This is a genomic window from Flavobacterium suncheonense GH29-5 = DSM 17707 (assembly GCF_000430025.1).
Lineage (GTDB): Bacteria > Bacteroidota > Bacteroidia > Flavobacteriales > Flavobacteriaceae > Flavobacterium > Flavobacterium suncheonense.
The window spans coordinates 69,565-83,279 of sequence record NZ_KE387020.1 but is presented as its reverse complement, the minus strand read 5'-3'; the positions used below and the strand labels follow the sequence as shown (position 1 = coordinate 83,279).

Annotated in this window: 12 protein-coding genes; 9 read left to right on the top strand and 3 right to left on the bottom strand. The window is 38.9% G+C overall.

Annotated features, from left to right (window positions below):
- Window positions 1-3 precede the first annotated feature (3 nt).
- From G498_RS0110535 to G498_RS0110500, 7 genes are read left to right on the top strand one after another with little or no spacing between them, the layout of a single operon-like run.
- Window positions 4-852, top strand: a complete 849-nt coding sequence (locus tag G498_RS0110535; protein ID WP_026981113.1) for an aldo/keto reductase — start codon at window positions 4-6, stop codon at window positions 850-852.
- Complete coding sequence (locus G498_RS0110530; protein ID WP_081694230.1) at window positions 849-2,936, top strand: glutamate-1-semialdehyde 2,1-aminomutase; 2,088 nt, start codon at window positions 849-851, stop codon at window positions 2,934-2,936. Before G498_RS0110535 ends, G498_RS0110530 begins: the two co-directional genes overlap by 4 nt.
- 12 nt (window positions 2,937-2,948) lie before the next feature.
- Window positions 2,949-3,974 carry a GNAT family N-acetyltransferase gene (locus tag G498_RS15630; protein ID WP_081694229.1) on the top strand — a complete coding sequence of 342 codons (1,026 nt, stop codon included), beginning with the start codon at window positions 2,949-2,951 and terminating at the stop codon, window positions 3,972-3,974.
- Window positions 3,961-4,998, top strand: a complete 1,038-nt coding sequence (gene pseI, locus G498_RS0110515) for a pseudaminic acid synthase (RefSeq protein WP_026981111.1) — start codon at window positions 3,961-3,963, stop codon at window positions 4,996-4,998. Before G498_RS15630 ends, pseI begins: the two co-directional genes overlap by 14 nt.
- Window positions 4,999-5,021: 23 nt before the next feature.
- Window positions 5,022-6,026, top strand: coding sequence for a phytanoyl-CoA dioxygenase family protein (locus G498_RS15475; protein ID WP_051269855.1), 1,005 nt, complete (start codon window positions 5,022-5,024; stop codon window positions 6,024-6,026).
- Between the two features lie 24 nt (window positions 6,027-6,050).
- On the top strand, window positions 6,051-7,523 hold the full coding sequence (locus G498_RS0110505; protein ID WP_026981110.1) for a capsular polysaccharide export protein, LipB/KpsS family: 1,473 nt from the start codon (window positions 6,051-6,053) through the stop codon (window positions 7,521-7,523).
- A 9-nt stretch (window positions 7,524-7,532) separates the two neighbouring features.
- Complete coding sequence (locus tag G498_RS0110500) at window positions 7,533-8,396, top strand: hypothetical protein (protein WP_026981109.1); 864 nt, start codon at window positions 7,533-7,535, stop codon at window positions 8,394-8,396.
- Between the two features lie 17 nt (window positions 8,397-8,413).
- Here the strand turns inward: G498_RS0110500 and G498_RS0110495 are convergent, their stop codons facing one another.
- Window positions 8,414-9,262, bottom strand: a complete 849-nt coding sequence (locus G498_RS0110495; protein ID WP_026981108.1) for a glycosyltransferase — start codon at window positions 9,260-9,262, stop codon at window positions 8,414-8,416.
- A gap of 73 nt (window positions 9,263-9,335) precedes the next feature.
- On the opposite strand from G498_RS0110495, the gene G498_RS0110490 reads away from it, so the two are divergent.
- Window positions 9,336-10,103, top strand: coding sequence for a hypothetical protein (locus G498_RS0110490; protein WP_026981107.1), 768 nt, complete (start codon window positions 9,336-9,338; stop codon window positions 10,101-10,103).
- Between the two features lie 7 nt (window positions 10,104-10,110).
- Here the strand turns inward: G498_RS0110490 and G498_RS0110485 are convergent, their stop codons facing one another.
- On the bottom strand, window positions 10,111-11,958 hold the full coding sequence (locus G498_RS0110485; RefSeq protein WP_026981106.1) for a DUF3413 domain-containing protein: 1,848 nt from the start codon (window positions 11,956-11,958) through the stop codon (window positions 10,111-10,113).
- Between the two features lie 93 nt (window positions 11,959-12,051).
- On the opposite strand from G498_RS0110485, the gene G498_RS0110480 reads away from it, so the two are divergent.
- Window positions 12,052-12,807 (top strand): lipopolysaccharide kinase InaA family protein, encoded by a 756-nt coding sequence (locus G498_RS0110480; protein ID WP_026981105.1) that lies wholly within the window; start codon window positions 12,052-12,054, stop codon window positions 12,805-12,807.
- A 4-nt stretch (window positions 12,808-12,811) separates the two neighbouring features.
- On the opposite strand, the gene G498_RS0110475 is transcribed toward G498_RS0110480, so the two are convergent.
- Window positions 12,812-13,579: a glycosyltransferase family 2 protein gene (locus tag G498_RS0110475; protein ID WP_026981104.1), complete on the bottom strand. Its 768-nt coding sequence runs from the start codon at window positions 13,577-13,579 to the stop codon at window positions 12,812-12,814.
- Window positions 13,580-13,715 lie beyond the last annotated feature (136 nt).

The window sequence follows — 13,715 nt, the reverse complement described above, 5'->3', positions numbered from 1 at the left end:
AATTTGAAACTCACACTAGGAACGGTTCAGTTTGGAATTCAGTACGGAATTTCAAATACCAGCGGAATTCCTTCAGATTTAGCGTTGAAGGAGATTTTGCAGGAGGCTCAGGTGCAGGGTATTACCAAATTAGATATCGCTTACGCTTACGGAAATGCAGAAGAGCGTTTGGGATTTTTAGCCGAAAACCGATTTGAAATCATCACTAAATTTCCAATTTTAACCACTTCAGATGCTTTGCGGACAAGTTTTGAAGATTCGTTATCGCGATTGCAACAAAACAGTATTTACGGCTATTTGGCTCATAACGCAGATGTATTACTTCAAAATCCTGATTTATGGACTGTGCTTCAGGAATTTAAAGCCGACGGGAAAGTTGCTAAAATCGGATATTCATTATACCAGCCTGAACAATTGGAGCAATTATTGGATCTGCAATGTGTTCCGGATATGGTGCAATTGCCGTTTAGTATACTGGATCGGAAGTTTCAGGAATATTTACCTCAGTTGAAAGCATTGGGCACAGAAATTCATGTGCGTTCAGTCTTTTTGCAGGGATTGTATTTTATGAATCCGCAATCGCTACCTGAAAAATTACGTTCATTGTCACCATCTTTAACGCAATTGCAGGCGCTTTGTAAGGAAGCTAATTGCACAGTGGGAGATGCAGCGCTCAATTACGCCGTAACGAATCCCTATATCGATGAGGTTGTGATAGGAGTTGAAAATGCATCGCAGTTACGCGATAATTGTACAAGTATAAAAAACTGGCAACCGGTTCCGGATTTGATTTCGGCTCTGGAAGCCCTTGAAATAGAAGATAAAAACCTTTTAAATCCGGCAAACTGGTGAAAATAGTAGGAGTAACACAAGCCCGAATCGGTTCTACCCGATTGCCCCGAAAAGTATTGCAAACGGTTTTGGGTAAAACGCTTTTGGATTACCATTTAGAGCGCGCTTTGCAATCTAAACTTGTCGGGAAATGGAAAGTAGCGACGACTAACGAAACGGATTCCGACTTAATTGTAGCCATTGCCAAAGCGCATGGTGTAACAAGTTACAAAGGCAGTCTTGAAGACGTTTTAGACCGTTTTTATCAGGCGGTTCGTGAGGAGCTACCGCAGTATGTGGTTCGGATTACTTCCGATTGTCCGTTAATCGATGCCGAATTAATCGACCAGACGATTGCCTTCTGTATTGAAAATCAGCTGGAGTACCATTCCAATCAATCCCAGGAAAGTTATCCGGACGGTTTGGATGTTGAGGTTTTCAGTTTTGAAATGCTGCAGCAGGCATGGGAAAAAGCGGAATTGACCGCCGACAGAGAACATGTAACGCCTTACATCAGACGAAATGCCAAACAGAAAATTCAGCCCTTATCGCTGGATGCAAGATACGCTTCATTGCGAATTACGGTAGATGAACCCAATGATTTAAAGGTAATTAGCCATTTAATTACTACCTTAGGCAGTCAGGAAAAATGGATTACTTATGCAGATTATCTGCTCAATAATAGTGAAATCAGAAAAATAAACGATTCTATACTCAGAAACGAAGGTTATATGAAAAGTAAATTTAACGAAATACAGCTGCGAAACATCACAAATTTCAAAGCATCAGACGAATACCGAAATGCGATTCACAACCTGATTCCGGGCGGAAGTCACACTTATTCGAAAGGCGATGACCAGTTCCCGATTTTGTCTCCGGCAGCCATCGTACGCGGAAAAGGCTCTCACATTTGGGACGTAGACGGTAACGAATACCTGGATTGTTCCATGGGACTTACCAGTGTGAGTTTAGGTCACGCTTACGAGCCGGTTTTGGACGCAGTTCGCAATGAACTGGAGAATGGGGTGAACTTTCAGCGTCCGTCAGCCTTGGAAAAAGAAATGGCGGAAACCTTTTTAGCATTAGTGCCCGGACACGATATGGTGAAATTTTCCAAAAACGGTTCGATTGTAACCACTGCAGCCGTGAAATTGGCCCGAGCCAAAACTGGTCGGGATTTGGTTGCTTTTCCGGTCGATCATCCTTTTTACAGTTACGACGATTGGTTTATCGGGAAAACAGCCTGTAACAAAGGAGTTCCGGAAGCCATCAGCGATTTGTCGGTAACTTTTCAGTCGTTTAACATTGATTCGTTGCGCGAACTTTTTGCGAAACATCCCGGACAGGTTGCCTGTGTGATTACAGAGCCTGAAAAAGGCAATTATCCGCATCTTCCTGCCGATTTTAACGTTGCTGACTTTTTGAAACAGGCTATTGAGCTGTGCCACGAAAATGGTGCGTTGTTCATAGCCGATGAAATGGTAACCGGTTTCAAAACCGAATTCCCGGGTTCCATCACCAAATACGGAATCACACCGGACATGGCTACCTGGGGAAAAGGCATTGCCAACGGTTTTTCGTTTTGCGCCTTAACCGGAACCAAAGACATCATGGAAATGGGCGGCATCAGAAATACAGGCGAAGAAAAAGTATTCTTAATTTCCACTACGCACGGCGGGGAAACCCACGGATTGGCTGCTGCGATTGCAACCATAAAAGAATATCAGAACAAAAATGTAATTGCGCACAACCATCAAATCGGAAGAAAATTAGCCGAATTGTGCCAGCAGCTGGTAACCGAAAGCAATTTATCGGCTTACATCGAAGTGGTAGCCGCCGAATGGATGCCGTTTTTTGTGTTTAAAGACAAATCCGGAGCCGTAAGTCAAGGTTTCAGAACTTTGTTCATGCAGGAAATGATTAAACGCGGCGTGCTGTTTCAGGGCGCTTTTGTACCGTGTTTTTCACATACGGAGGAAGATGTGTATTACTTTGCCAAAGCTTTCGGTGAATCGTTGAAAGTTTATCAGGAAGCGCTAGAGACAGGCTACGAGAAATTCTTAGTTGGAGAGCCGGCCAAACCTGTTTTCAGAAGAACCTTATAATTTTAGTTTCCGATGCGCGAGTACAAATGTCTGCATACTAATATTTTCAAGGAGAATACGTTCCATATCGAACCGATACGGGATGAAGATAAGTATGCTATTTTAAACATCAGAAACGAGCAATTGTACCATTTGCGCCAGTCGGAACCGTTAACCGCAGAAAAACAGGAGCAGTATTTTGCCACTGTGGTTTCCGCTTTGTTTGAAACGGAGAGACCGGGACAGCTTCTGTTTTCGTTCTTTCAGGACAATCAGTTTGTCGGATATGGTGGTTTGGTGCACATCAATTGGGTTGATAAACATGCGGAGATTTCCTTTATCATGAAAACCGAACTTGAAAAAGAACATTTTGCCGGGTTTTGGTCCAATTACCTTAAACTGATAGAAAAAGTAGCGTTTGAGGAACTGAAGTTTCACAAAATTTTCACCTACGCTTTCGATTTGCGCCCGCATTTGTATCCGGTGTTGCTCGAATCCGGTTTTCGGGAAGAGGCACGATTGCCCGAACATTGTTTTTTTGACGGAAAATATCTGGATGTACTCATTCACTCCAAAATAAACACAAATGTCTGGTTTCGAAAGGCTTTGGACACCGATGTGGCGTTGTATTATACTTGGGCTAATGATCCGACAGTAAGAAGTAACTCCTATAGTTCGGAAACGATTCCGTATGAAAATCATGTGAAATGGTTTGCCTCGAAACTGAAGGACGAAAATTGCTTTATGGTGGTTTTTCAGAACCACGACAATGTAAATATAGGTCAGGTCCGGATTCAGAAAACAGCTACGGCTTCAGCAATAATAGGCATTTCAACAGATGAAAAACACAGAGGAAAAGGTTATGCCGCTAAAATGATCGCACAGGCTTCTGCTGCATTTTTGGTTAAAAATCCTGAAATTTGCATCAGTGCTTATATTAAATTGGATAATCCGGCTTCGGCCAAAGCCTTTGAAAAAGCAGGATATCAGTTAAAGGAAACGGTTGATTATGAAAATGTTGCCAGTTTCCACTACATCAAAAGTTATGAAAATAGATAATTTCACCATCGGAGATTCATCGCCCGTTTTTATCATAGCAGAACTTTCGGCCAATCATAACGGAAGTCTTGAAACCGCGTTGGAAACCGTAAGAGCGGCTAAAAGAGCCGGTGCTGATTGTATAAAACTGCAAACGTATACGGCGGATACCATCACGCTGGATTCCGACAAAGAAGATTTTGTGATTAAAGGCACGATTTGGGACGGTAAGAAACTACATTCATTATATCAGGAAGCCTATACACCCTGGGAATGGCACGCGGAAATCTATAAGACAGCCAAAGAAGAAGGCCTGATTTGTTTTTCGTCTCCTTTTGACAAAACAGCGGTCGACTTTTTGGAATCGCTGAACAGTCCGGCCTATAAAATTGCTTCTTTTGAAATTACCGATATTCCGTTAATTGAATACGTTGCTTCCAAAGGAAAACCCATCATAATTTCCACCGGAATCGCCGAAAAAGAAGACATTGAATTGGCTCTGGACGCTTGTAAACGAATGGGAAACAACGATATCGCTTTGCTGAAATGCACCTCAAGTTATCCGGCCCCGATTGAAGAAGCCAACATGATTATGGTAAAAGATTTAGCCGAGCGATATAACGTCATCAGCGGTTTGTCGGATCATACCATGGGAGCAACTGTTCCGGTAGTAGCAACCGCTTTCGGTGCGAAAATCATTGAGAAACATTTTATTTTAGATCGTTCCATTGGCGGTCCGGATGCTTCGTTTTCGATGAATGAAGAAGAATTTACCGCAATGGTAAAAGCGGTTCGCGAAGCGGAAAAAGCCATCGGTGTGGTAGATTACACGCTAACGGAAAAACAGGCAAAAGGGAAAGATTTCAGCCGTTCGCTGTACATTGCCGAAGCTATTAAAGCCGGTGAAGTGTTTACGGAAAAGAATTTGCGTTCCGTGCGTCCGGGATTTGGGTTGCATCCGAAGTATTATCATCAGATTATCGGGAAAACCGCCAAGTTGGATTTAGAGAAAGGAATGCCCATGAAATTGGAGTATTTTGAATAACGGTGAATTAATACTGAGAAATTATGCTTAAGAGTGTTACCACATTTTTTAAAAAAAGAAAATACCAAAGTATCTTCGATAAAGAATATGCTGAATTTCAGAAAAGTAATAAGTTCAGCGGGAAAGGATATAAAGCTTTCCGTAAAATATTTGTCTTAACGCACGGCAGGAGTAACGATGAATTGTCCGAACAAATTGCGGAAAAAATCGGGAAATATGCCAATATTCCTCAATCGGGGATTTTGAAAAACTCTGGAGAGGCTGCTTTAGAACAGTTCAGAAAAGACGGTTATTACGTTTTTGATGCCTGTCTGGATGAAGATGCTCTTGCAGAAATTTATGAATATGCCGCCAAAACACCGGTTTCATATCTGGATACGAAAACAAATGCTCAGGATTATTCTTCCGAGAAAGTAATTTTTGACAGTGCTAACCCAATTTCTCCGAGATATCAGTTTAGCAACAGTGAAATTTTACAATGTAAACCGTTGCAAAAGTTAATCTTTGATTTCTCTTTATTGAAATTTGCTCAGGAATACCTTGGCTGCAAACCTATTTTGGATTTGGTTGCTTTTTGGTGGAGTGCGCCTTTCAACGGAATAGGGAAGAATGGTGCTGCCCAAATGTATCATTTCGATTTGGACCGAATCAAGTTTATCAAATTCTTTTTTTATATTACCGATGTAGACACTGATACGGGACCGCACTGTTATGTAAAAGGATCTCATACCGATTTGCCGAAAGAAGTCAACAGAGACGGCAGGTTTGAAGACAAAGAGATAGAAAGCATCTACGGAAAAGAGAATCTTATTGAAATAACCGGGAAGAAAGGAAGCATCATCGCAGTCGATACAAGAGGATTCCACAAAGGGAAAGAATTGTTAAAAGGCAAGCGATTATTGTTTCAGATTCAGTTCAGCAACAGTTTGTTCGGACAAACATCTTCGCCTACGAATTTGAGTCTTATCAACGAAGAGTATCAAAATCAGTTAAATGAGTATTCGTATTCATACAGTAATATAAGTTAAGTCTTTTTAAGTCAAACAATTATAATGAGTAAATTTTTAGAAATAAGTAATTCCGTAATTTTGGTGCAAACCTCCAACCACACTTCCCCTCATTTAGAGACGGAAATGGAGATTATTGAACGGCTGTTAGAGCAAAACAATACGGTTTACTGGATTCAGTGTGAAGGCGACTTTCAGGCTTGCTATTACAATCCGCTGCATAAGAAAATGCATTGTAAGGTTTGTTATTCCCGCGTTTCCAAAGGGGCAAAAGTGGTGAAAAAACACAATGTGAATGCCAAAAACCTTCATCTGCTTAAATATAAGGAATTTGCTGATGTTGAAGAGTTTAAAAGTAAAAAGCCCTTTGAAGGACTGCATTTTTCTTCGGTTAAAGAATTAAAACAATATCATTATAAAGAGTACGATTTAGGCTTGGCAACGGTTTCATCGCTGGTTTCGTATACCCGCGATCACGAGCCTGATTTGGAGCGTTACCACAATTTCGTGGAAAGAGGCTTAATCACCGGCGCTTATCTGTACGATGTTTTTACCACCATCTTATCCCGTATAAAACCCGACCTTGTTGTGTTTTTCAACGGAAGATTTATCGAGAACCGACCGCTTTTACGCGCCTGTCAGCAAATGAATATTGACTATGCAACCCATGAAAAAGGCGGAAAGCTGAATACGTTTTTGTTCCGCTATAAGTCCATCCCGCATTCCATTGAAACCATCAGTGCCGAAATGGAAGAATTATGGGCAAACGGTGCGGAAGACAAATACGAAAAAGGGACAAGTTTCTTTACCAATAAAATTAAAGGTGTTGAAGACGCCTGGCATTCTTTTACAAAAGAACAGCAGGAGGGACGGTTACCGGCAAGTTTTAAGGAACTGAACGGGAAAAAAGTAATCACTATTTTTAATTCGTCATTGGATGAATACGAAGGGCTTGAAGGGTTTGGGCCGTATTTTTATCCGGATGACAATGAAGGAATTAAACGGATTTGTGAAGATTTGACCGCACATCCGGACGTAAAACTTTATTTAAGAGTACATCCGAATTTAAGAAATCAGGATAACACACAGATACGGTTTCTGAATAGCGAAATTGCCAAAATCCCCTCTGTGGAAATAATCGCTGCCGAAGATAAGGTAGACACTTATGCACTAATCCGCGCCAGTGACATCATCGTTGTTTTTGGTTCTACAGTTGGTGTTGAAGCAGCATTTGCTAATAAAAATGTGGTGTTGTTGGGCAAAGCGGCATATGAAAATCTTAGCTGTTTTGTGGTTCCCGAAAATCACGAAGATCTGATTCGGATTTTAACAGACAAGGACTATGTTTTTCCGGTAATCCCTCCGGAAGAACCAATCAAATACGGGCATTGGAACGAAACTTTCGGATTGGACCATCATTATTACAAAGCCTTAGGTTTTAATAAAGGGATTTACAGAGGAAAAGCTGTTAAAGGAAATTTCCTGTTGCGGAAAATTAAGAGATTGTTTAAATTTTAAACGCGAAAGATGAAAAAAATACACGTAGGGTTTTTATTATCATACGATTACGAACTTTTAAAACTGGCCATTCCGCCGGTTTACAAAGCTTCAGACAGAATTTTTATTGCAATTGATGAAAATTCCATGACTTGGTCCGGAAATAAATTTACCGTAGATCCTTCTTTTTATGTATGGTTAAAGGAATTTGACACCGATAATAAAATTGAACTTTACTACGACAATTTTTACGTACCGTCCTTAACGACAACCCAGATGGATACCCGGGAGCGCAAAATGCTTTCGGATAAAATGGGAATCGGAAACTGGCTGATTCAAGTGGACAGTGACGAATATTTTATTGATTTTGAGGGTTTTGTTAAACAGCTCAGAAAGTACGACCATTATCTGGACAATCCTGAAAAACATAAAATTCAGATTGCCGCTTTTTGGCTGATTATTTACAAATACACCGAAAACGGAATTTTGTATGTAGACAAACCGATGAAATCCATTTTCGCGACCAATTACCCGAATTATAAAGCTTTTCGCAGAACCAACGAGCGTGTGATTTATTTAGACAGTCTGGTATTACATGAATCGGTTTCCCGTACCGAAGAAGAATTGCGTTTTAAACTGAAAAACTGGAGCCACAATACCCATGTTAACGACAGTTTTATGGACAAATGGTTAAAGGTAAACGAAACGAATTATAAAGACTTTAAGGATTTCTACTATATAGAACCGGACCGTTGGAAAACCTTAGATTATTTCCCGACGAGAAATATAGAAGAGGTTAAAAAATATACCCAAGCCTCTGAAAAACTGAAACTGGGCAAAATGTATTTGTTTTTCAAGAACTTCGGGCAGTGGTTTAAATTTCTTTTTAAATAAACAGCTTTAACAGGACTCTATTTTACTTTGTAGAGTCCTATTGCTTTCTTGAATTGCTTGCTCAGCAGCACCATTTTTACATAAAGAAAATTCCGCAGACTCAAAAACCACCATTTCCCGAACGTTAATTGCGTGTTGCTAATTTGTGTACTCACCGCTTCATCAATAATAAAATTTTCGCGGATTGAATTCCAGCAGATGTTCCCGTATCCGTCAAATTCATTGACTTTGTTTTTCCCGTGTATGATGGAAAGCCACAACCGTTCCCCTTTGTGATGAATAATCCGGGGTTCCTTTTTCCACATATTATGACTGTAATGCCAAACGGTTTTAGGATTTTCATTGCGTTCAATCAAACTCATGAACGGATTGAAAATATGATCTTTTTTGCCCAAAATAAAATCAGGTTCCACCTGCAGTGTGTAACCATTTATAACATCGATGGCTAAAAACTCCTGTTTGCGGAACATTTTCTGAATTTCATCAATATAGTTTTTGTGAATGCAGTCATCATTGTCTATACGGGAAGTAATTAAATAATCTTTTCTGTTGTTTTCAACGACATAGTTCAGTATGCTGTCTTTAAATTCCGGCATTCCGTCAATGAAAAACAGTTTAATATTTGTATGTTTTTCAGTTGTAGCCAGTATTCGGTTTCTGAACTCCTGACTGGTGGAACTGTCAAAAAAAAGAAGCCATTCAAAATTCTGATTGGTTTGTCCCGTAACAGAAGGCAAACAATACGTTTCAAACAGATGTAAACGTTCATTCATCCACGCGTTATCTAATAAAGTCTCATTGTTCTTAGTGCGGTCCCATTCGGGATTTTTCAGATTAAAACGTGTAATTAGGTAGTGATTAAACATGGCTTATTTTTTTGTAAAAATAAGTGAAATAGATAAAATAACTTACTTTTGCAGTTGTAATTGGCGTTATTTAATGGAAAAAGTATTTAATCCGGAGTATAAGCACTTTGAAGACCGGTTTGACAGCATTTTAAAGGATTTTGAAACTTCCGGTGAACAAGTGGGTTTCGGAAAGCGAAATGCCATCCGGGCATTTGATGCAGCCGGTTTAAAGGTAAATGTAAAGTCTTTTAAAAGCCCTAACTTTATCAACGGAATTGTTTATGGTTTTTTCAGAAAATCCAAAGCACAGCGATCGTTTGAATACGCCAATCTCTTACTGAACAAAGGAATAGGAACGCCACAACCTTTCGCGTATTATCTGGAAAAAAAAACTCTGGGGTTACAGCGAAGTTATTATTTTTCACAGCAACAGGATATCGACGGAATGTTTCAAACCTTGCGATTTGAGCCCGAGTTTCCTGACCGAGAAGAAATTATCCGTCAGTCGGCTGCGTTTTACTTTAAAATTCACAATGAAGGTATTGAATTTATGGATAATACGGGAGGAAATACTCTCTTCAGGAAAAGGGCAGACGGGGAATACGATTTTTTCTTGGTGGATTTGAACAGAATGAAGTTTCACGAATCCATATCCCTGGAACAAAGAGCGAAGAACTTGGCCAAACTGACTACAGATAAACAGATCAATTCGGTTTTGGGAACTGCTTATGCTAAGCTGTATCAGGTAGATGAAACCTTGTTTTGCGGCTTACTTCAAAAAGAAGCAGATAAGCTTTGGGATAAGTTTGAAAGAAAGCGGCGGTTAAAGCGCAAACTTAAATTTTGGAAGAACTACTAACCCGAAGTTATCGCTTGGAATAAAACACACTCATCTCTGTTAATGCGTTACTTACGGCACGGTAATCGATGTGTTTCTGATCCAAAGGATTCAATTTGTGGTCTGTAACTTCAAATATACCAGAAGGTTCAATAGTGGTAATTTTCGAATCTTCAATTACTGCATATTTTTCATTAAAACCACATATAAAGTAAGGTCTGTTGCTTGTTTCATAGATGTTGCGGCCGAAACTGTAATCAGAAAGCGGATTTTGAACCTGAAAAACAGACGAAAGCAAAGTGGCAGAGATGTCATAGTGAAGGGTTTTGTGTCCGTGAACTTTAGGAGTCTTGGAAGCATCAAAAATCATCATCGGTACCTGAACCTGATATTTTGAGAAATTTCCGCCGTGTTGCCAGTATCCTTTTTTGTTTTCATTGAATTCCTGACCATGATCTGCCGTAATAACGATGAGTGTCGACTCCAGTAAGTTTTTGTCTTTTAACTGTTGCAGCACTTTCTGGATTTGGCTGTCGACAAAATGCAACGAATTTTTATACCGATTTATTAATTGATCGGGGTTGTAATCTTTGTCCATGGCCAAATAATCCACCGTTTTCAATTCAGGCTGAAACGGAGAATTGTAGGTATTCGGATGATCAAAGCCATGGGCTGCATCATAAAATAAAAAGCCAAAGAAAGGTTTTGCCGGGTTTCTTCTGTCGATTCTGTCAAGCCATTCTTCCGTAATGTTACCGTCTCTTTCCGATGGTGAATCTCCTTTTGAAGACAACCGCAGGTTTTTTATATTCGAAAAAACATTTTGATTGAAAGGCGGGTTTTCTAAAGTAGAACTGGAGTAAATGCCTAAATCGTAATTATTTTTTTGCAATTCATCCAATAAAACTGGAGCTATTTTTTGTCCTGTAAACGTATCGTAATAAGTCGCCGGAATTCCATAAAACAAAGAGAAAATACCGCCTGTTGTACGATTGGATCCGCTCATATGGTTGGTAAAAACCTGACACTGTTTGGAAAAATCATACAGAAATGGCGTAACTTTTTCATTAAAACAGGAATACTGCCAAGAATCTACCACAATAAAAAGGATGTTTTTTGAGGGATTCTGGTTCGCGGTTTTAATTGAAGACAGCGGATAAGTAACCGTAGCATTTTCACTGTCAATTTTAAAGCCATAATCTTTTACGCTGGCATTTTCATCAATCAGATTCCAGCTTGAAAGCAAACTGTCGGCTGTCAGCGGAAAATATACCGGAAAGATATTGCGAAACTGGGTAACAGGTCTGTAGTGGTTAGGGCTGGACCATGCATACGAAAAATGACTGAATAATAGTGTGATAAGAAAAGCCGGAAAGACTAGTTTTGGCTTCAGGATAAAATGCACGGAATTAATTTTTCTGGCCAAAGCGTATAATGCAATCTGCCCCCCGATAATTAACAGAACAAATAGCACTGCCATCAGGATATTCTTTTGTGAAAACTGAAAAATATCGCCGGATTTTTTTCCGAAAAACATTTTAAAAACAATAGGCGACAAATGGTATCGGAATTGACTGAAAACGATGGTGTCAACTTTTAAAAAAATGATGAGCAGGGTTGACAATGTAATATTGGTAATCTTGGTTGCAGCTACCGATTTGGAAACTTTAAAAACCAATAGGCTCAGCAAAAATGGCAATAGCGCCATCAGGAAAAAATGACTAAAAGTATTGCAAACCAAAAACAATTTGGTGTAAAGACCTTCAGTGTTTTCCAGAAAATCCATGTAGCGTTTCGCAATAAAGAAAATAATAGCCAAATTGAATAGGAAAACAAGATAGATTTCTTTCGTGAATTTATTGGCTTTGTCTGTCATTATCAAATAGTTAAGTTTGCAATCTTTTATGGGATGCAAATCTAATTAGTTATTTTTTAAAAAAAAGATTTATTTTGTAAAAAATCGAAATACATGAATTTTATCATTCATCAGAAATACAATGCTTACAAGAATGAAATCTTTAAACTAACCAAAGATTTTAAAGGTTCCGGCAGATTGTTTGGTGATTGTAAGAGAAATATTATAAAGGTTTTTAGTTTAGGGAAATCGGAATTCAATATCAAATCGTTTAAAACGCCTAGATTTCTGAATAAGGTGGTTTACCGTTATTTCAGAAAGTCAAAAGCAAGAAGGTCTTTTGAATATGCAAATCTGCTTCTGCAAAAAGGAATAAAAACACCGCAGCCTGTAGCATTTTATGAGAGTTACAGTTATTTGGGGTTGTGTGAAAGTTATTATATAAGTGAACATCTTCAGTACGATTTGACCTTCCGGGAATTAATAACCTGTCCGGATTATGAAAATCACGAACTGATATTAAGACAGTTCACCCGATTTTGCCATTCTCTTCATGAAAACGGAGTGGAATTTTTGGATCATTCTCCGGGAAACACACTGATAAAAAAAGAAGGTGAAGGCGAATATCATTTTTATCTGGTAGACTTAAACCGCATGAAATTCCACGAATCGTTGGATTTAAAAAAACGCTTGCAGAATCTCAGTCATTTAACACCAAAAAAAGAAATGATTGAAGTGATAAGTGACGAATACTCAAAATTATACGGGATACCGTATGACGAAGTTTTTAATGAACTGTGGGATAAAACACAGGATTTTAACCGAAAAATAAACAGAAAAAGGCAACTTAAGGCCAGATTCAACCTGTAAAGGATTATTTGCGGTACAGCTTATCCAGCTCTTTGAATCGTACAAAAATACTGTAGGCATTCAGATAGCTGATAGTCAGTCCTTTTTTTCCGTCCAGAATTCCCAACCGGATTACATAACTGTGGAAAAATTTGTAGGCAGGTTTGATATAATAATGAAAGAAATTAGGTTTCATGTTTTTACTGAACAACTCCTGGGCTTTTAATTTTCCGTAGCTCGTCATCTTGGCTTTATACGATTCGTAATCCGTATAGGAATAATGAATTAACTGGTTTTTTAGCTTTCCGACCGAACCCCTTACTTCCAGTTTTTCGTGTACCAGTCGGTCCGGAACATAATTGGCTTTGTCTTTTTTAAAGAGCCTTATGTTTTTGTCCGTTTGCCAGCCGCTGAACAAAAGTGGGGAATTTTTAAACATAAATTTTCTGTAAAAAAAATACGCGTCCTTACTGTCCGGTTTTTTTACCGTTGCAATAATTTCTTCTTTCAGATTATCGGGAATCCGTTCGTCGGCATCAAGGAATAGTATCCAGGGATAGGAGGCGAGGCTCATGGCAAAATTCCGTTGTGCAGAATAATTCTCGAATTTGTTTTCAATGAATTTTACCGAAGGATTGGATTTCGCTATTTCAGCAGTTTTGTCGGAACTGAATGAGTCAACAATAATAATTTCGTCTGCAAAACTTAAATTATCAATTAAAGGCTGTATATTTTTCTCTTCGTTGAGTGTTATGACAAGTCCACTAATTTTATTTTCAGAAGAAGAATTCATTCAGGGTTTATTGGTTCGCTACATTTTATGCTGAAAACAAAAGTAAAATAAATAAAGGATTAAACACAATTGTTGTGAAATTTTTCAAAATTATTTTATAAAGTCCAAATACATTGCAGGGCTGTAAAAAAAGCGT